Origin of the sequence: Micrococcus sp. (genome assembly GCF_030523875.1) — a bacterium.
Taxonomy (GTDB): Bacteria; Actinomycetota; Actinomycetes; order Actinomycetales; family Micrococcaceae; genus Micrococcus.
In genome coordinates this window covers 1-18,283 of sequence record NZ_JAUNHR010000044.1, presented here as the reverse complement: position 1 = coordinate 18,283, position 18,283 = coordinate 1, and the positions used below count along the sequence as shown (strand labels likewise).

The 18,283-nt window shown below is 72.7% G+C and carries 15 protein-coding genes, 1 tRNA gene and 1 pseudogene; 10 read left to right on the top strand and 7 right to left on the bottom strand.

From position 1 onward, the window contains the following. From Q4D18_RS07245 to Q4D18_RS07225, 5 genes and pseudogenes are all read left to right on the top strand, one after another. Window positions 1-382 (top strand): annotated as a pseudogene (locus tag Q4D18_RS07245) (hypothetical protein); the annotation flags it as partial. Continuing rightward, window positions 373-1,548, top strand: coding sequence for a hypothetical protein (locus tag Q4D18_RS07240; protein ID WP_303126851.1), 1,176 nt, complete (start codon window positions 373-375; stop codon window positions 1,546-1,548). The pseudogene Q4D18_RS07245 and the gene Q4D18_RS07240, both read left to right, overlap by 10 nt. A 16-nt stretch (window positions 1,549-1,564) precedes the next feature. Further along, on the top strand, window positions 1,565-1,747 hold the full coding sequence (locus Q4D18_RS07235) for a hypothetical protein (RefSeq protein WP_303126849.1): 183 nt from the start codon (window positions 1,565-1,567) through the stop codon (window positions 1,745-1,747). A gap of 138 nt (window positions 1,748-1,885) precedes the next feature. Further along, window positions 1,886-2,485, top strand: coding sequence for a hypothetical protein (locus Q4D18_RS07230; protein WP_303126847.1), 600 nt, complete (start codon window positions 1,886-1,888; stop codon window positions 2,483-2,485). A 134-nt stretch (window positions 2,486-2,619) separates the two neighbouring features. After that, window positions 2,620-3,845 (top strand): IS3 family transposase gene (locus Q4D18_RS07225; RefSeq protein ID WP_303126846.1). Its coding sequence is split into 2 segments (ribosomal slippage): window positions 2,620-2,905 and window positions 2,905-3,845, totalling 1,227 coding nucleotides; the frame shifts between segments, so codons are not numbered across the junction. Window positions 3,846-4,045: 200 nt separating this feature from the next. Here the strand turns inward: Q4D18_RS07225 and Q4D18_RS07220 are convergent. The 3 genes from Q4D18_RS07220 to Q4D18_RS07210 form a co-directional block, all read right to left on the bottom strand. Then, window positions 4,046-5,230: a globin domain-containing protein gene (locus Q4D18_RS07220; RefSeq protein ID WP_303126845.1), complete on the bottom strand. Its 1,185-nt coding sequence runs from the start codon at window positions 5,228-5,230 to the stop codon at window positions 4,046-4,048. A gap of 92 nt (window positions 5,231-5,322) precedes the next feature. Continuing rightward, window positions 5,323-6,645, bottom strand: a complete 1,323-nt coding sequence (locus Q4D18_RS07215; protein ID WP_303126844.1) for an MFS transporter — start codon at window positions 6,643-6,645, stop codon at window positions 5,323-5,325. After that, window positions 6,642-7,148 carry an Rrf2 family transcriptional regulator gene (locus Q4D18_RS07210; protein WP_303126843.1) on the bottom strand — a complete coding sequence of 169 codons (507 nt, stop codon included), beginning with the start codon at window positions 7,146-7,148 and terminating at the stop codon, window positions 6,642-6,644. The genes Q4D18_RS07215 and Q4D18_RS07210 overlap by 4 nt, the downstream gene beginning before the upstream one ends. 141 nt (window positions 7,149-7,289) lie before the next feature. On the opposite strand from Q4D18_RS07210, the gene Q4D18_RS07205 reads away from it, so the two are divergent. Next, window positions 7,290-9,497: a RecQ family ATP-dependent DNA helicase gene (locus Q4D18_RS07205; protein WP_303126842.1), complete on the top strand. Its 2,208-nt coding sequence runs from the start codon at window positions 7,290-7,292 to the stop codon at window positions 9,495-9,497. Window positions 9,498-9,510: 13 nt separating this feature from the next. Here Q4D18_RS07205 and Q4D18_RS07200 read toward each other — a convergent pair whose 3' ends face one another. Further along, the gene (locus tag Q4D18_RS07200) at window positions 9,511-10,989 is read right to left on the bottom strand and encodes a phosphomannomutase/phosphoglucomutase (protein ID WP_303126841.1); all 1,479 of its coding nucleotides are present in this window, start codon (window positions 10,987-10,989) and stop codon (window positions 9,511-9,513) included. 118 nt (window positions 10,990-11,107) lie between these two features. On the opposite strand from Q4D18_RS07200, the gene Q4D18_RS07195 reads away from it, so the two are divergent. Then, entirely contained in the window at window positions 11,108-12,235 is a 1,128-nt protein-coding gene (locus Q4D18_RS07195; RefSeq protein ID WP_303126855.1) for an MFS transporter, read from the top strand. Between the two features lie 28 nt (window positions 12,236-12,263). Here Q4D18_RS07195 and Q4D18_RS07190 read toward each other — a convergent pair whose 3' ends face one another. Next, window positions 12,264-13,286 (bottom strand): hypothetical protein, encoded by a 1,023-nt coding sequence (locus tag Q4D18_RS07190; RefSeq protein ID WP_303126840.1) that lies wholly within the window; start codon window positions 13,284-13,286, stop codon window positions 12,264-12,266. On the opposite strand from Q4D18_RS07190, the gene Q4D18_RS07185 reads away from it, so the two are divergent. Together Q4D18_RS07185 and Q4D18_RS07180 are read left to right on the top strand one after the other, a co-directional pair. Beyond that, window positions 13,285-13,590 (top strand): hypothetical protein, encoded by a 306-nt coding sequence (locus Q4D18_RS07185; RefSeq protein WP_303126839.1) that lies wholly within the window; start codon window positions 13,285-13,287, stop codon window positions 13,588-13,590. The genes Q4D18_RS07190 and Q4D18_RS07185 overlap by 2 nt on opposite strands. Window positions 13,591-13,850: 260 nt before the next feature. Then, window positions 13,851-14,759, top strand: coding sequence for a hypothetical protein (locus tag Q4D18_RS07180; RefSeq protein ID WP_303126838.1), 909 nt, complete (start codon window positions 13,851-13,853; stop codon window positions 14,757-14,759). A gap of 76 nt (window positions 14,760-14,835) precedes the next feature. Here Q4D18_RS07180 and Q4D18_RS07175 read toward each other — a convergent pair. Then, window positions 14,836-14,924: transfer RNA gene (locus tag Q4D18_RS07175), tRNA-Ser, on the bottom strand. 190 nt (window positions 14,925-15,114) lie between these two features. After that, window positions 15,115-15,948 carry a PRC and DUF2382 domain-containing protein gene (locus Q4D18_RS07170; protein ID WP_303126837.1) on the bottom strand — a complete coding sequence of 278 codons (834 nt, stop codon included), beginning with the start codon at window positions 15,946-15,948 and terminating at the stop codon, window positions 15,115-15,117. A gap of 287 nt (window positions 15,949-16,235) precedes the next feature. Between Q4D18_RS07170 and Q4D18_RS07165 the strand changes: the two genes are divergently transcribed. Then, window positions 16,236-18,215, top strand: coding sequence for an FAD/NAD(P)-binding domain-containing protein (locus Q4D18_RS07165; protein WP_303126836.1), 1,980 nt, complete (start codon window positions 16,236-16,238; stop codon window positions 18,213-18,215). Window positions 18,216-18,283: the final 68 nt, after the last annotated feature.

Here is an 18,283-nt window from a genome sequence, read left to right as displayed (position 1 = left end):
GCACCTGATGGTGGATGAGGAGGCGGTGTGGACGGATTCCTGGCGTGTGGCGTGGTCGGATGTGGAGGAGATCTGGCTGAATCCCACGCATGGTGAGGCGCCGGACAAGAAAACGCAGGTGGGGTTCATGGTGCATGAGCGTGCGTGGACGGATGAGCTGCGGCGGGGGAATCGGTGGGATTCGGGGTTCCCGTTCGGGTTGGGCGGGATGAAACCGCGCCACCGGGTCATCCAGACGCAGTTCGCCACGGATCCGCCGATCCAGTCGTTGTTGCCGTTGTTCGAGCGGTTGCGGGCGAGGGCGCATGGGCAGCCTCCGGAGCGAGAGAAGCTGTGGCCGGGGCAGGAGCCGTGGGACGGCTGGGTCGGCCCGTGGAGCTGAGTCTTGGGCGTTTTCTCCTCGAGGTGCCGGATGCCTGGGTGTCGGTGCCTGCAGAAGTCGCGGGGCGGGACGATGTCTTGGTCTTCGACATCAGTCCGGAGACGGCACACCAGGGTCATGAAGTCGTGCATCCGACGGTCGCCCTACGCCATTTCACTGAACCTGCAGACGGCAATGTGGCCTCTGCGTCGTTCCGAGAGGCGTTTCTCGGTGGTCAGGAAGTCGTCGAGGGGTTCCTCCTCCTGTCTTATGAGGCGTTCTTCACTGGCCGTGGCTTGCCCGGACGGCGCCATCATGTGATCGGTTGGGAAGAGGCCCTCGCGTGGCACAGCGTGCGCTGGTACGTGGGATCCGGGGCCGAGATCGTTGAGCTGACGCTGACGGCGGAGGCGGGGGCCGACCTGGAGATCTGGGGCGGGCAGTGTGATCGGATGATCCGCAATGTTGTGTGCCAGGGGGCGCCCGAACCAGCATCGAACATCTGCTGGCCCGAGGTTCCCGCGGATGTGAGAGCTCAGGACTCCTGGGAGGTCGTGACTGAGCAGGGCCTGAACCCACCGTGGCTGGAGAGCCTTCAAGCGGGATACGAGGCGGTCCAGGGTCAGGATCCGTGGTCAGCATGGGCGGCGGAGCCCTCGCCAGAGCAGCGTCGTGTGCTTGAGCAGGAACTTCCCATTCTCAGCGGTGTGGGAGCGAGGTCGGGGCAGGGATTTCGGGTCGAGATGTGTCTGGACGGGCGAGGGGGCGCCGTCGTCGTGGTGGTCCCCGAGGGGGATGGCGATGGAACGAACGTCCGCAGGGGGGTGCGGACGGTGCCGGTCTCTCTGGTGGTGCCGGTGCTCCTCACCTGGGCAGGGCTGCGGGCTGATTGGTTGCGAGACGAGGTGATGGAGGCTCCGGGCGATGTGGCGCCGACGGAGATGGCGGAGCTGTGGCGGGGGCGTTGGGGCGCTGACGGAGTGGGCAGCGAGGCGTCAGCGGATTGGTGGCGGTGGTGGAACCAGGAGGGTGAGGTGGTGGCCGAATGGGTTCAGCCGCTGCACCGGGCACCGCTGGCGGTCTTCCGTGACGAGTCCCGGTGTGTGGGTGTGCCGGTGATGCCCGGAGTGCTCTATTCAGTGTTGCAGGCGACGGTCCAGGAGATCGCTGGCTCCCCTCAGAAGTGACCGGCAGAAGCGCTTCGTGGGGGCCATCGACCAGTCCACGGACAATGATGCGGACTACGACGCGATCGAGCAGACCTGGCTGGATGCCGGTCAGACCGTGAAGGAGCTCGTGGATCGGGCTCGCACGCTGATGGAGGAGAACGACGACATCGCCGCGGGCGCTCACCAGAAGGCCGGCAATCACATTGAGGACTGCTGAACGTGCCGGTGACGCTGTCGAGGCGGTGGTGAAGGACCCCGCCCAGGCGGTTGAGGACCTCGGCAACGCTGTTGCGGACGGAGCGAAGAATGCGGCCTCGACGGTCGCGGGATGGTTTGGAGGGTGATGATGGGGCGTGTGAAGACGATATCGGCGCGGCGGTTCAAGCGGTTGTCGTTGGAGGAGCAGGTGGCGGCGGTGCCGTTCCGGGCGCGGGTCGGGGTGCTGGGGTGGTTGTTGCCGTTGGTCATTGTGGCGGTGTCGGTTGCCGTGATGGTGTACGCGTTGTTCATCAGTGATGCGGGGACGACGCCGACGTTCAGGGTGTACAAGTCGTTGATGTGGATCGCTCTGCCTCTGAGTGTGTTCTGTCTGGTGCCGTTCGTGGTGGGGGTGTTCTATCCGCGGCATCTGACGGTGACAGAGGAGGGGTTGTCGACGCGGTCGTGGCGGGTGCGGTGGGATCAGGTGCTGTCGGTGGGGTATGTGCACGCGCCGGCGCAGTCGGCGGTGAAGGCCTCGTTCCGGGTGCCTGAGGAGGTGTGGGAGTCGGGGTTGCGGGAGGCGAACCGGTGGGATTCGGGGCGTCTGATGGGGGTCGGCGGGCTGACGAGTGATGATCCATGGATCAATACACAGCCGAATGTGCGGCCGTATGTGAGTGATATGTCGGACTTGTTCCAGGTGTTGCATCGGCGGGCGTGGGAGCAGGCTGGGCATACGGGGGGGGTTCGATGAGCGTGGTCCGGTGATGCCCGATGGGCGGCGTGCGGTGGCGCCGAACACGGCGGCGGAGGATGACGCTTCGTGATCGGGGTGTCCGGTGAAGCGCCCTGGGTTTCGTTCCGATCCAACTGAAGGAGAATCGGAACATGCCCAAGAAGTTCAGCCCCGAGCTGCGTGAGCGCGCGATCAGGATGGTCCTGGAACGTCAAGCCACGCAGGGAGGGCCTCGTTCTCACTCGATCCGGGCCATCGCCCGGCAGGTCGGAGTCGGCGAGGAGACGCTGCGGATGTGGTGCCATCGCCACGGCCACGAGGTAGCACCAGTGCCTGCTGGCGAGAGTCCGGCCGAAGAGATCCGCAGGCTCAAGCGAGAGCTTGCCGAGGCCCGGCGGGCGAACGAGATCCTCAAGGCCGCTTCGACTTTTTTCTCCGGGGAACTCGACCGCCCCACGACGAGATGATCCGGTTCATCGACGAACACCGCGATCAGTTCGGGGTCGAGGCCATCTGCCGCACCCTTCGTGCGACAGCGTGTGGGTTCATCACCTCCCGGGCCTACCGTGCCGCGAAGACACGACCCACCTCCGCGCGGGCGCTGCGAGATGCGATCCTCATCGAGGAACTCCGGCGGATCCACGCGGAGAACTACAGCGTCTACGGGGTCCGGAAGATGCACCAGGCGATGGTCCGGGCCGGCTGGGAGATCGGCGGTGACCACAGCGGGCGCCTGATGAAGCTCGCCGTTCTTCAAGGCATGCGCCGTGACCGTAAGCCGGTCACCACGCGTCCTGCCGGTGAACCGGATACCCGCCCGGACCTGGTCGAACGCCGCTTCGCCGCTGAGCGTCCTCACCAGCTGTGGGTCGCTGACATCACCTACGTCAGGATCTTGACCGGGTTCCGCTACGTCGCGTTCATCACCGACGTCTTCACCCGCCGGATCGTGGGGTGGGCCGTGTCAGCCAGTCTGCATCCCCAGGGGCTGCCGCTGCTGGCCCTTGAACATGCTCTCCTGAGCACGGGTGCCGGCCGGGGCCGGGAAGGTCTGATCCACCACTCGGACCGAGGCGCCCAGTACGTCAGCCTGGCCTACTCGGACGCGCTGATCACCGCCTGGGTGAGCGCTTCGGTGGGCACCGTGGGCGACTCCTACGACAACGCCCTCGCGGAGACCGTGAACGGGCTCTACAAGGCCGAGCTCATCCATTCCAAGCGGGTGTGGGAGTCCGTGCAGGCGGTCGAGCTGGCCACCATGGGGTGGGTGCACTGGTGGAACACCTCCCGTCTTCACGAGGCCGTGGGCTATCGCACGCCCGCGGAGGTCGAGGCGGCCTACACTCACGACCGAGACGTAGCGCCCGTTGCGTCCTGACCTCGGAACGAAACCCAGGGCGCTTCATTCTGCGGGAGCGTCGGTCCCAGTCGCCTCGGACAGCGAATCCCGCTGGCCGTCCCCATCCGAGTCGACCAGAGGGACCAACATGGCCACACTGGCCCCCCTCACCCCGCGAAGTGTGGGGGCGACCTCGGGCCAGGAGCCGTCGTCGTGCCGTCAGCGGACGCTGACGCCGCTCAGGCGGCCAGCCAGAGGTCCGGGCCGAAGATCTCGTACCGGATGGAGGTGGCGGGCACGCCGGCGTCGATCAGGGAGGAGCGCGCGGACTGCATGAAGGCCAGCGGGCCACAGAGGATGTACTCGGCGCCGGCGGGCAGCTCCGCCTGGGACGCGTCGATCTGTCCCTCGTGGACGGTGACGCCCTCCGGGGCCTGCTCCAGGGGCACGCCCAGCCAGAGGTCGGCCTGCGCGTCCGGCAGGGCCTGGACGGCCTCGAGGACCTGGTCGCGCAGGGCCACGGAGTCCCAGGACGCGTCGCCGTGCATCAGGCGCACGGTGCGGTCGGAGCGCTGCTCGGCCAGGGCGGAGAGGATCGCGGCGGCCGGGGTGATGCCGATGCCGGCGGTCATGAGCACCAGCGGGGCGGCGGAGTCCTGCAGGGTGATGTCGCCGTAGGGGTTGGACACCTCCACGACGTCGCCGACCTCCACGCTCTGGATGAGCACGGGCGAGACCTCGCCGGCCTCGTCCAGCTTCACCGTGATGAGGCGGTGGTCGGTGGCCGCGGCGTCGCCGGAGAGCGAGTACTGGCGGGCCTGGCGCAGGCCGTCGGCGACCTTGACGCGGACGGACACGTACCCGCCGGGCTGGCCGGGGGTCTGCGGGGTGTCGTCGGCCGGCTCGAGGCGGAACGTGACGGCGGCGTTGCCGGTGGGCTCCTTGGAGGCGACCTTCCAGTCCGTCCACATCTTGTCGTTGGCCTGCTTCGCGTACAGGTCCTTCTCGAGCTTGATGAGGGCGTCCGCCATGAGCCAGTAGACCTCGGTCCAGGCCTCGGCCACCTCGGGGGTGACGGCGTCGCCGAGCACCTGCGCGATGGCCCAGAAGAGGTTCTCGTAGACGATCTGGTACTGGTCCTCGGTGATGCCCAGCGCGGTGTGCTTGTGCGCGATGCGGGCGAGGACCGTCTCGGGGAGGGTGTCCGGGTGCTCGAGCAGGTGCACGGCGAAGTGCACGATCGAGCCGGCCAGGGCCTGGGCCTGCTCGCCGTTGCGCTGGTTGGCGCGGGAGAAGGTGCCGTCCATGAGCTCGGGGTGGGCCTCGAACATGTGGGCGTAGAACTTCGGGGTGATCTCCGGCATGTGCTCGGCGATGACGGCGGCGGTCGCCTCGATCACGGGGCGGGACTTCTCGGACAGCACGGGAACCTCCAGGACGATAGTGGTATATCCGATGTGAGATTACCGGACGTCCAGCGCCGCCGCACCCCGTCGCGGGGCGCCGTCCCGGATGCTCATCCCCGCGAGACCTCCGGCAGCCGCCAGGAGGCCGCGACGCCGGCCAGGCCGAGCGCCGCGAGGAAGGCGAGGGCCCACTCCGGCCCCTGCGCGGCCAGCGCCGTGCTGAGCGCCCCCACCGCCAGCAGGACGACGCCGAGCGCCGTGTTCCCCGCCGCCACGTACACGGTGCGCCGGTCGCCGGAGGCCATGTCCGTGACGTAGGTCTTGCGGCCCACCCGGACGCCCGTGTGGATCAGCGCCACGAGGAAGTAGGTGCCCACGAACAGGGCCTCCGTGCCGACGCCGCCGCCCAGCCCGTCCGGCCCGCCCGCCAGGGCCAGGACGCCGAGCAGGCCCAGCAGGACCACGGAGGCGGCCAGGGCCGCCCACGTCATGAGCAGGCGCGAGGAGCGGTCGGCGAGGCGGCCGGACACCCGTCCGCCCAGCATCGCGGCGGCCCCGGAGGCGAGGATGAACGACCCCAGGCCGGACAGGCCGCCCACGCCCGCCGCGACCGAGAGGGTGATGATGAACGGCGGGCTGAGGGAGGACGCCAGCAGCAGGGACCGCGCCGTCACGAAGCGCCGGAACTCGGGGTCCCGGGTGAACGCGTGCCCGATCCGGCGCAGGACCTCCCCGGGGCCGGCGTCGTCCCCCGCCTCCGGCAGCGGCTCCCGCACTTGGGCGTAGACGACCGCCGCCGCCGCCCACGCGAGGGCGCCGAGGGCCAGGAGCGCGGTGAGCGCGCCGGTGCCGAGGGCGTCGCCCCCGAGCAGGCGGATCCCGAGCCCGAGGGTGAGGGCCACCAGGCCCGCCGCGGTGGTGGACAGGCCCGTGATCTGGCCGCGCTGCCCCTTGGGGACGGCCCGGCCCTGGACGTCCTTGGAGGCCACCGAGCACAGGCACCGCCCGAGCGAGAAGACGGCCAGGGCGGCGAGGACCGCAACGCCCGCGCCGAGCCCCGAGCCGACCGCCGCGGTCAGGGCCATGGCGGCCACGGCCGCGGACTGCACCGCGGCGCCCCCGGCGAACACCAGCCGACGGCGGCGGACCCGGAGGACGAGCGGCGTCAGCAGGGCCTGGGGGAGCATCGAGCCCGACTCGCGGATCGGCACCAGCAGGCCGGTGAGGGCGGGAGGCACCCCGAGGGCGTGGAAGAGCCAGGGCAGCACCGTGGCGGCGTGGACCGTCTGGTCGCCGGCGGACTGGAGGGCCTGGGCGGACACCAGGCGCAGGCCGTTGCCCGGCAGGGCGTGGCGGGTCTGCTCGTCCAGGGCGGACTCGGCGTCCCCGTCGCGGCGGACCAGCCGGGAGTAGAGGCGGTCCGCCCGACTCACGCGAGCATCTCGCAGGGGCCCGGCGCGGGCACCCCGGCGGCGCGCGCGGGTCGGTCGGCCGAGGGGGCGGCCAGGACCGGCATGCCGAGGAACGCCTCGGCGTGGGCGGCCAGGTCCCGGACGCGGTGCTGGTCCAGCTCGGCGTAGAACGCGTCCCGGGCCCGTGCCAGCACCGTCCGCAGGCCGCACACGTCCCGCAGGGGGCAGGGGGCGCCGCCCTCGAGCCCGTCGCAGTCCACCACCTCGGGACGCGTGCTGAGCTCGCGCACCAGCTGGCCGACCCGCTGGTCCAGCCCGGCCTCCGTGATGACGGCGCCGCCCGTGCGGCCGCGCGCGACCTCGAGCAGGCCGCGACGGCGCAGCTCCCCGACCGCCTTGACCACATGGTTGTAGGGGACCGCGATGCGGTCGGCGATCTCCTGGGTGGTGCGTCTGGCCTCCGGGTCCCGGCCGAGCGTCATCAGGACGCGGAGGCTGACGTCCGTGAACGCATTGAGCTTCATGTCCCCATTGTCCCTGGTCGGCGAGGGAATTGCACCTTGAAGCGGACGGCGGCTCCTGCACAGGGGGTCGACGGCGTGGAGCCGTCCCCCGCCGGGCCGTGCCCGGCTGCCGTGTCCGGCCCCGGTGGCAGACTGGCCGCCATGAGCACCCCCGAGCACGCCCCCGCCCCCCAGGACCCCGCCGGGACCGGTGGCGCCCCCGGCGCCGGCGTCGAGGACCCCACCCTGCACGCCGAGGCGCTCGAGGTCCTCCGGGCTCTCGTGGGGCGCCCGGACGCGGTGTTCAAGGAGGGGCAGTACGAGGCCGTCGAGGCGCTCGTGGCGCACCGCCGGCGGGCCCTCGTGGTGCAGCGCACCGGCTGGGGCAAGTCCGCCGTCTACTTCGTCTCCTCCCTGCTGCGGCGAGCCCGCGGCGCGGGGCCCACGCTGATCGTGTCCCCGCTGCTGGCGCTCATGCGGGACCAGGTGGCCGCGGCCGCCCGGGCCGGCGTCCGGGCGGTGTCCGTGAGCTCGGCCAACGCCACCGAGTGGGAGGACGTGCGCCGCGCCCTGGCGGCGGACGAGGTGGACGTCCTGCTGATCTCCCCCGAGCGCCTGACCAACCCCCGCTTCCGGGACGAGCAGCTGCCGGACCTCGTGGAGCGCATGGGGATGCTCGTGGTGGACGAGGCGCACTGCATCTCGGACTGGGGCCACGACTTCCGGCCGGACTACCGCCGGATCCGCGATCTGATCGGCCGGCTGCCCTCCTCCGGCCCGCACGCCGTGCCGGTGCTGGCCACCACGGCCACCGCCAACGCACGCGTGGTGCAGGACGTGGTGGAGCAGCTGGACGTGGAGTCCCGGCAGGACGTGTTCGTGCTGCGCGGCCCGCTGGCGCGCGCCTCCCTGCGCCTGGGCGTGCTGCGCCTGCCCGGCCCCTCCGCCCGGCTCGCCTGGCTGCTGCAGCACCTGGGCGAGCTGCCCGGCTCCGGCATCGTGTACGCGCTCACCGTCTCCGCGGCGGAGGACACGGCCCGGGCCCTGCGCGAAGCCGGCCACGAGGTGGTCTCCTACACCGGCCGCACGGACCCGGAGCAGCGCGAGCGGATCGAGGAGGACCTCAAGGCCAACCGGGTCAAGGCCGTGGTGGCCACCTCGGCCCTGGGGATGGGCTTCGACAAGCCGGACCTGACCTTCGTGGTGCACCTGGGCGCCCCCAGCTCGCCCGTGGCCTACTACCAGCAGGTGGGCCGCGCCGGCCGCGGCACGGACCACGCGGACGTCCTGCTGCTGCCGGGCCAGGAGGACCGCGCCATCTGGGAGTACTTCGCCACCGCGTCCATGCCGGACGAGGAGCAGGCCCGCGCCGTGCTGGACGCCCTGGAGCAGTCCGGCGGGGCATTGTCCGTGGCGGCCCTCGAGCCGGTGGTGTCCGTCAAGCGCACGGCCCTCGAGCTCCTGCTCAAGGTGCTCGCCGTGGACGGGGCGGTGGAGCGCGTGGGGGGCGGCTGGCGGGCCACCGGCCGGCCGTGGACCTACGACGCCGAGCGGTACGCCCGTGTGGCCGAGGCGCGCCGCGCCGAGGAGCGGCTGATGCTGGACTACCAGACCACGCAGACGTGCCGCATGGAGTTCCTGGCCCGCACGCTGGACGACCCCACCGCCGCCCCGTGCGGGCGCTGCGACGTGTGCGCCGGGCCCTGGTACCCCACGGGCTGGGACGGCGCCGCGCGGGAGCAGGCGGACCAGGCGCTGCGCCGCACGGGCGTGCCGATCGAGCCGCGGCGGATGTGGCCCTCGAACATGGACCGGCTCGGCGTGCCGGTGAAGGGGCGCATCGCCGAGGCGGAGCAGGCGGAGGAGGGCCGGGCGCTCGCCCGCCTCACCGACTTCGGCTGGGGGTCCCGGCTGCGGGAGCTGCTCGCCGCGGAGGACGCCCCGCTGCCCGAGGAGGTGCTCCAGGGCGCCGTGTCCGTGCTCGCGGCCTGGGGCTGGCGCACCCGGCCGATCGCCGTCGTCGCGATGCCCTCGCGGGGCCGGCCGCAGCTGGTGGACTCGTTCGCCCGCGGCGTCGCCCGGCTGGGGCGACTGCCGTTCCTCGGGGCCCTGGAGACGGTCGGCGGCGGGCCCACGGCCGGCCCCGGCGGCAACAGCGCCTACCGGCTGGCCTCGGTGCACGGACGGTTCGCGGTGCCCGAGGGCATGGAGCACATGCTCCGCACCGCGCCCGACGCCGGCCGGCACGGCCCGGTCCTGCTCGTGGACGACCTCGTGGACTCCCGCTGGTCCCTGGCCGAGGCCGCCCGGGTGCTGCGGCGGGCCGGGGCGCAGGGCGTGCTGCCGTTCGCCCTCGCGCAGAACGGCTGAGGCGGGAGTCGGCTCAGCGCTCGGCGCGCACGATCGCGAGGACCGCGTCGCGGATGGCCTCCATGGTGTCCGGGGTCCGGGCCTCGCCGTTGTAGCGCAGGAACGGCTCCGTGTTGGACGGGCGCAGGTTGAACCACCAGGAGCCGTCCGCGGCGGAGACCGTGGTGCCGTCCATGCGGTGCACCGTGGTGGTCACGCCGGCGAAGTCCTCATGGGCGGCGGAGGCCGCGCCGGTCCCGCCGTCGGCCGCCTCGGGGGCGAACTGGGCGAGGACGGCCGCCACGGCCGCGTCCTTGTCCGCCACCTGCGAGTTGATCTCCCCGGAGGCGAAGTACGGCTCGTACTCCTCCGCGAGCTCGCTGAGCGGCTGCTCCTGCTCGCCGAGGGCGGCCAGCACGTGCATGGCCGCCAGCATGCCGGTGTCCGCGTTGAAGAAGTCGCGGAAGTAGTAGTGCGCCGAGTGCTCACCGCCGAAGACGGCGCCCTCCTCGGCCATGACGGCCTTGATGAAGGAGTGCCCCACGCGGGTCTCCACGGCGCGGCCGCCGTCGGCCGCCACCAGCTCCGGCACCGCGCGGGAGGTGATGAGGTTGTGGATGACCACGGGCACGTCGTCGCCGCCGGCCTTGGCGCGGGCGATCTCCCGGCGGGCCACGAGCGCGGTGACGGCGGAGGGCGAGACGGGCTCGCCGCGCTCGTCGATCACGAAGCACCGGTCCGCGTCGCCGTCGAAGGCCAGGCCGATGTCCGCGCCGTGCTCGCGCACGGCCGCCTGCAGGTCGCGCAGGTTCTCCGACTCCAGCGGGTTGGCCGGGTGGTTCGGGAACGTGCCGTCCAGCTCGAAGTACAGCGGCTCGATGCTCAGCGGCAGCGCCTCGAGGGCGGCGTCGCCCAGGACGGCGGGGGTGGTCTTGCCGGCCATGCCGTTGCCGGCGTCCACCACGACCTTGAGCGGGCGGATGCCGGAGAGGTCCACGAGGGAGCGCAGGTACTCGGCGTAGGCCGGGAGGATGTCCCGCTCCTCGACCGTGCCCGGCTCGCCCGCGGCGGGGATCTCCCCGGCGTCGAGGTAGGCCTGGGCGGCGTCGCGGATCTCGTAGAGGCCGGTGTCCGAGGACACCGGGACCGCGCCGGCCTGCGCCATCTTCATGCCGTTGTACTCGGCGGGGTTGTGGGAGGCCGTGAACACGACGCCGGCGGCGTCCTGCACGCCGGCCGCGTAGTACAGCATGTCCGTCGAGATCAGGCCCAGGCGCAGCACGTCCGCGCCGCGGCGCGTGGCGCCCTCGGCGAAGGCGGCCATGAACTCGGGGGAGGAGGGCCGCATGTCCCCGCCCACCAGGACCGTCTGCCCGGCCAGCCCCAGCACGTCCACGAACGCCGCGCCCACGGCGCGCACGGTCTCGGCGGTGATCGTCTCGCCGACGATCCCCCGGACGTCGTAGGCCTTGAAGGAGTCGTGCAGGTCGATGGCGGCAGGTGCAGTAGTCACCCGGTCGATGATACCGACACCTCAGTACAGTGACCGTGTGACCGACGCCCTGCCCGCTCCCGCCGAGCCGGGCTCGTCCGTCTACCGGCGTCTGCTGGCGGGGCTGTTCCTCGCGGGCGTGGCGACCTTCGCGCAGCTGTACTCGCCCCAGGGGCTGCTGCCGCTGGTGAGCGCGGACCTCGGCGTCCCGGCGCACCGGGCGGCGCTGCTCGTGTCCGCCGGCACCCTCGGTCTCGCCGTGTCCGTGGTGCCGTGGTCGCTCGCGGGGGACCGCTGGGGCCGCCGCCCCGTCATGGTCGCCTCCCTGGTCACGGCCTCCGCGCTCGGGCTGGCCGGGGTGCTGATGCCCTCGTTCGAGCTGCTGCTGGGGATGCGCCTGCTCGAGGGAATGGCCCACGGCGGCGTGGCGGGGCTCGCGGTGACGCTGCTGGCGGAGGAGGTGGCCCCGCGCGTCGTGCCCGCCGCCGCCGGGACGTACGTCGCCGGCACCACCCTGGGTGGGCTCTCCGGCCGCCTGCTCGCCCTGCCCGTGGCCGAGGCCGCCGGGTGGCGGGCCGGCATGCTCGCCGTGACCGCCGTGGGCGTGGCCTGCACGCTCGGCTTCCTCCTGGTCACCCCCCGGGCGCGCCGCTCCCGACCGGTGCGCGCGTCCGTGGCGCAGACCGCGCGGCGGGTCCGAGCCCACCTGGCCACGCCTTCGCTCGTGGCCCTCTATCTGCAGGGCGCCCTGCTGATGGGCGGGTTCGTGGCCCTCTACAACTACGTGGGCTACACGCTGCTGGCGCCCCCCTTCTCCTGGACCCCCACCGCCGTCGGGCTCGTCTTCCTCGCCTACCTCGCCGGCACCTGGTCCTCCCCACGGGCCGGGAGGCTGGCGATGCGCGTGGGACGCCTGCGGGTGCTCGCCGGGTCGGCCGGGCTCATGGCGGCGGCCGCGGCCCTCACCCTGGTCCCCCACCCGGCGGTGCTGGTGCCCGCGCTCGTCGTGGCCACCGGCGCCTTCTTCGCGGCCCACGCCGTGGCCTCCGGCTGGGCGGGCACCGCCGCCCCCACCGGCCGCGCCCAGTCCACCTCCCTGTACAACCTGGCCTACTACGCCGGCTCGAGCCTGTTCGGATGGCTCGGTGGGCTCGGCCACGAGGCCCTCGGCTGGACCGGCGTCGTCGTGCTCGTGGTCGGCCTCGCGCTGACGGCGCTCGCCGTCGCCGTCGTGGTGCTGCGAGGCCATCCTGAGGCCCGCGCCTGAGGCGCGCGTCGTCACGACGCGCGGCGGGTCACCAGCCGAGCTCGGCGGCGTCCTCGCCGGTCGCGGAGGCCTCGCGCTCCTGCCAGGCGGCGAGGACCTCCGGGTCCTGCAGCTCGAGCCAGTCGATCATCTGCTGGTAGGTCACGCAGTAGGTGTCCTCGTTCCCGCAGAACTCCCGCATGGACTGGGCCACGGCCGGGTTGAAGGCATTGCCCGCCCAGGTGTTGAAGTGGTTGCCGAACACGAGCGGGGCGCGGTTGCCGTGGTACGTGGACTCGTACATGTACCGGTAGGTCTCCAGCTGGAACTGTCGCAGCTCCTCCGTGTCCGACTCCTCGCCGCCGTTGCCGGAGATCCAGAAGTTGTAGTCCATGGCCATCACCATGGGGTAGTCGCGGCCCTTCTCGGCGAGGACGGGGGAGTAGACGATCGGCATCTCGAACTCCCAGATGCCGTCGTCCTGGTAGGGCCAGGACACGCCGACGCTGTCGGCGCCGCGGGAGGTGTCGTACTCGATGCCGACCTCCTTGAAGGCGGGGACGAGCTCCTTCCACGTGCCGTCGAGGCACGGCAGGCGGGTGCCCTGGATCGCGGAGAGGGGGACCTGCATCTCGGGGAAGTCCTCTCCGTAGCCGTTGACCCCGCGCGGGTCGGCGAACATCTCCTGGAACTGGCCGAGCTCGTCCAGCCACTCCTCCGTGGACCACTTGTCCCCGCCGTAGTCGGCGGTGGCGCACAGGTGCCCGTTCATGTGGGTGCCGATCTCGTGGCCCTGCGCGTAGGCCTCATTGATGTTGGTGACGCGGGCGGCGATCTCGGCCTCGTCCCCGCCGAGCTCCTTGTTGACGTACCCGGGCTTGTTGCCGGGCGCCTGGTAGAACTCGCGGTTCTCGTCCGCCAGCAGGTGGATGCCGGACTGGTACACGGTGAACTTCGCGTCCGCCTCCTCCGCCACGTCCTGGAAGTAGTCCCAGCGGTCGTTCTGGTAGCCGCCGTCGAAGGAGTACAGGACGAACTGCGGGGGCTTCTCGTCCGCCGCGAACGCGCGCATGGGCACCTCCTCCTGGGAGCGGGCGGTCAGCGGCACGCGCGACGACGGCGCCGCGGCGGACCCCGCCCCGTCCTCGGTGGACGGGGCCTCGGCCGTCGCCGATGAGGCGGGGCCCTCCGGCGTCGCCGAGCCTGCGGAGGACGGGGCCGACGCCTCGGGCGAGGCCGGGGCCGTCGTCGTCGCGGCCGCCGCGGAGGAGCCCTCGGTCGAGCCGTCCTCGGCGGGGGCGGAGCAGGCGGTCAGCACCAGGGCCAGCGCCGCCGTCAGCGCCAGAGGGGTCCGCGCGGAGCGGGATCCGGCGTGAGGGCGGGCGGGACGGGCATGGCGCTGCATGGTGTTCTCCTGAGGTCGGTGCTGCGAGGTCGGTGCTCGCGCGTGTCGGGTTGAGACGGTTCCGGAGGGGTCTGGGCCCGCAACGGCGCGGCCCGCTCGTCGGGGCGGACGGGCGCGGATCCCGTGCGCGGTCCTCCTGTCCTCTCACTGTACTCCCGCAGGGGCGGGCGTCGTCGGGGCCGTCCACGCGGACCGGGGTGAGATGACGCACCCGCCCCTAGACTCGGACCCATGGAATACCTCGTCCCGATCCTCGCCGTGGTGGTGATCGGCGTCCTCACCCTGCTCGTCACGCGCTGGCTCTCCGGGCGTCCGTCCTCCGCCTCCGCTGATCCCGTGGGCTCCCCGGAGGAGACCGCGCGGGAGGCGACCCCGGAGCGCGCCCGCGCGGCCGCCCGCCGTCTGGACGAGCCCACCCACCGTGCCGTATACGGGCACATCGCCCAGGGGCGTCCCTTCGAGGCCGTGCGCGACTACCGTCGGCACACGGGGCGTCCCATGCGGGAGGCGCTCCTGGACGTCCAGTCCCTGACCCTGCACCCGCAGGTGTACTCCCTGCCCGTGGCGGAGGAGGAGGCTCCGGCGCCCTCCGTCCCCACGTCCGAGCCGGGGCCGCGTCCCGAGGCCGACCGCGCCGACCTCGACGCCCCCGCGGACAGGGAGGGCCGTCCGGCCGAGACGCTCCGACGGCACGGTGCGCACGCCGCAGACCCCGCCGACTCGGTGGGAGAGGTCGAGGCGGGCTCCCCGGACGGGACGTGCGCGCCGAGCGAGGCGACGGAGCCCGCCGAGCAGGACGCTCCCGCCGGCGCGACCGACGACGTCGCGCACGGCGCGCACGTCCCGTCCGTGCCGTCGGCGCGGGAGGAGCTCACCTCGCTGACCGTCCCCGACCACTGGACCGCCGAGCCGACCCCGGAGGAGCCGCCGTTCGAGGTGGAGGTGATGCGGGGGGACGAGTCGGTGCGCCTGGCCTCGGAGGATCTGCCGCCCTGGCTGCGAGACCAGCTCTCCGCGATGATCCGCGACGGCAACCTGGAGTCGGCGGCTGTGCAGCTCTCGAGCCACTCGAGCCTCTCCGTTCCGGAGGCGTTCGAACTGCTCCGCCGCATGAAAGAGCGCAGGGAGGGCGGCGCCTGAGAGCGACCCCTCGGGGGCCTGCCGGAGATCGACGAGGGCCCCGGATCCGTGACGGATCCGGGGCCCTCACCCTGTGCGGAGACGGGGGGATTTGAACCCCCGGCCCACCTTTCGGCGAGCCCTTCATTAGCAGTGAAGTCCATTCGGCCGCTCTGGCACGTCTCCCTCCGTCCGCGCCGCCTCGTGGGAGAGGCGCAGCGGACCAGTCCAGCCTACCGCGCCCGCGGTGTCCCGGGCAAAGGGGGCCGTGATGCCGGGACAGCCCGGCGGCATGACGAAGGGCCCCGGATCCGTCACGGATCCGGGGCCCTCCGAGGAGGTCACACGGCGTCAGCCGCGCGGTACCTCAATGCGATCAGCGCAGGCCGTCGCGATCGTTGCGGACGTCGCCGTCGCGGTCGATCTGCACGTCCTCGTGGAGGAGCTCCTCGGAGACGGTCTCGGTCTCCTGCACCTGGCGCTTGCCCAGGGAGACCTTCTCGGCCTCGACGGTCTTGTTGACGACCGGGGTCTCCTCGTAGGTGGTCACGGAGACCTCGTTGTCGCCGTCCACGCGGGCCTCGGCGGAGTTGGCGTCGATGGACTCGCGCTCAACGACGACCTCCTCGCGGGTCACGGGGACCTCGACGGTCTCGGTGGTGGTGTAGGACTGCTTGCGCAGACGCACGCGGCCGGAGGCCTTGCGCTCGGTGCCGACCTGCAGGTGCTCCTCGCGGAGGACCATCGAGTCGTCGTCGTTGTCCACGGCGGCGCGGCGGTCGGTGTCGACGGCGTCGCGGCGGTCCGTGTCCACGCGGTCGGCGCGGTCACGGTCGGTCACCACGGTGCCAGCGGCGCCGGCGGCGTGGCGCTCGTCGATGCGGCCGTTGTCGGCGGCGGAGTACTCCATGGAGTAGTACTCGTAGATGCGCTGCTCCTCCTCGGGGGTGAGGGAGCCGTCGGCGTCCACGTTCGGGGCGTCCTTCACGAAGTCCTTGGTGAAGGGGACGGTGATGCCGTCGGTGGTGGTCTGAGCCTGCTGCAGCGGGACGAAGGTCTCCTTAGCGCCGAACAGGCCGGTCTTGACGGTCACGAACGTGGGCTCGTTGGTCACGTCGTCCAGGTACACCTGGCCGACGGAGCCGATCTTGTCGCCGTCGGTGGAGAAGACGTCGCCGTTCTGCAGCTGGTCGAGAGAGTTGCGATCCATGATGAATGCTCCTTCTGATTCGGGATTGTCGAACTCGTTCACGGGACTTTCGCCCCGTCACACAGATCACCATTCCCCACGGTGAGGTCCCCCGTCAACTGCCGTGATCCCTCTGCGCCTGGATTCCCAGGCGGCTCTCAGAAAGGGCCTCTCACCTGCGAGGACATGCGGATCTCGGCCTCCCCCGGCCCTCCCGGATCACTCCCCGCCGCCCGTCGTCCACCCCTTGACCGGAGGCACTAGGCTGTGCATTCAACGGTGGCGCCGCCGCCGGGAGGAGGCGCAGCGTGGACCGGACCGTCGTGGAGCAGGGCTCCCTCGCCGTCGTGGGGGTCGGCCCCCGGGGCGTCATGGTGCTCGACAGGCTCCTGGCCCGGCTCGAGTCGGGGGAGGCCGGCACGGGACCCTGGACCCTCCACCTCGTGGAGCCGCACCGCCCCGGCTCCGGGCGCGTGTGGCGCACGGACCAGGACCCGCTGCTGCTCATGAACACCCCGGCCTTCTTCCCCACGGCCTGCGCGGCGGACAACCCCGGCCTGCGCCCGTCCTCCGTCTCCGCCTCCTTCGACGCCTGGCGCCGTGACCACCCGGACGCCGCCGGCGGCCTCGAGCGGGAGGACTACCCCCCGCGCGCCCTTTACGGCCGCTACCTCGAGGACGTGGCGGACGCGCTCGTGGGCGCCCTGCGGGCCCGCCCGGAGATCGCGGACGTGGTCCTCCACCGCGCCGAGGCGGCGGCGCTGCACCCCACCGACGACGGCGGCGCCCGCCTCACGCTGCGTCCGTGCGGCCCGGACGGCGCGCCGTACGCCGCGGCCGACGTCGACGAGCTGGCGGTGGACGCCGTCGTGCTGTGCCTGGGCCACCAGGACGCCGTGCTCAGCGCCGCCCAGCGGCGCCTGGCGGAGGCGGCCCGGGGCTCCGCCGCCCTGCACTACCGGGGTCCGCATCTGCCGGCCGAGCTGGACGTGCAGGCCGTGGCCGCGGGGGAGACCGTGCTGGTGCGCGGCATGGGGCTCAACGCCTTCGACCTCCAGGCCCGGCTCACGGAGGGGCGGGGCGGCTCGTTCCGGCCCACGGGCGCCGGCCCCGGCCACGCCCTGGACTACGCACCGTCCGGCCGGGAGCCGCGGCTGCACCTGATGTCCCGGCGCGGCATCCCCTACTTCCCCAAGGCCCGGGTGGACGCGTTCGTCCCCCGCCGGGTGCGCCTCGAGTACCTCTCCGACGCCGCCGTGGCCGAGCTCCTCGAGCGGCACGGGCAGCTGGACGTGGCCGAGCACGTGTGGCCGCTGCTCCACCGGGACGTGGTGCGCCACTACTACGCCACGCTCGCCCGCGTGCACCCGGAGGCCCTCGGGGGGCCCGTCGACGCCGGCCGGTTCCTGCTCGAGCTGGTCGCGATGTTCGAGGCCGCCGGCCGCGGCGCCCCCGTGACGGCGCGCCACGCCGAGGAGCTGCTGCACCGCTACAACCCCGAGCGCCGGTTCCTGGACATCCGCTCGTGGGCCGCCCCCTTCCAGGACGCCGTCTTCGCCAGCGCCACGGAGCACCAGGCGGCGGTGGCCGAGCTGCTGGGCCACGCATGCGAGGAGGCCGCCGCGGGGGAGGACTCCCCGTTCATGCAGGCGGTGGGCGCCCTGCACGCTGGGCGCCTGCGCATCAAGGCGTGGGTGGCGGACGGGCTGGTCTCCGAGGTCTCCCGGGTCCGGGACGTCCACGGCTGGCTCGAGCCGCTGGTGGAGGGGCTGGCCTCCGGCCCGCCGCTGGTGCGCATCGAGCAGATGCTGGCGCTGCACCGGGCCGGGCTGCTCACCTGGGCGGGGCCGTCGCCCCAGGTGGACGTGGACGCCGAGGCCGGCGTGTTCCGCGTCCGCAGCCCGCGCGTCGGAGCGGAGGACGCCGTGGAGCCCGCGGTCGCCGAGGGCACGTGGCTCGTGGAGGCGATGATGCCGCCGAACCGCGTGGACGCGGCGGTGAGCCCGCTGGTCCGGCAGATGCTGGCCGACGGCGTCGCCGCCCCCGGCATGTGGGAGGACGAGGAGGGCGCCCCGCGCCCCAGCACCGGCTTCGACGTGACCGGCCGTCCGCACCGGCTGCGCGCGGCGGACGGGAGCGTGCACGAGCACGTCCTGGTGCTCGGCCTCCAGCTCTCCGGCGTCCAGTGGGGCACGGCCATCGCCGCCGAGGCCGGCGCCGACGCCCGGGACCGCGCCCTCTTCCTCGCCGACGCCGACGCCGCCGCGGGCGTGCTCCTCGGCGCCTGAGGGCCCCCCTGCCCACGACGACGGCGGGGGCCCGGGGGCGGGAAGCCCCGGGGGCCCCCGGGCGGGGG

Excerpts from the sequence above, each read along its gene's own strand:
- Q4D18_RS07190 (WP_303126840.1), bottom strand. The coding sequence starts at position 13,286 with ATGCGCGCGTTCGCGGCGGACGAGAAGCCCCCGCAGTTCGTCCTGTAC.
- Q4D18_RS07185 (WP_303126839.1), top strand. The coding sequence starts at position 13,285 with ATGGGCACCTCCTCCTGGGAGCGGGCGGTCAGCGGCACGCGCGACGAC.
- Q4D18_RS07210 (WP_303126843.1), bottom strand. The coding sequence starts at position 7,148 with ATGAAGCTCAATGCGTTCACGGACGTCAGCCTCCGCGTCCTGATGACG.
- Q4D18_RS07170 (WP_303126837.1), bottom strand. The coding sequence starts at position 15,948 with ATGGATCGCAACTCTCTCGACCAGCTGCAGAACGGCGACGTCTTCTCC.
- Q4D18_RS07205 (WP_303126842.1), top strand. The coding sequence starts at position 7,290 with ATGAGCACCCCCGAGCACGCCCCCGCCCCCCAGGACCCCGCCGGGACC.
- Q4D18_RS07180 (WP_303126838.1), top strand. The coding sequence starts at position 13,851 with ATGGAATACCTCGTCCCGATCCTCGCCGTGGTGGTGATCGGCGTCCTC.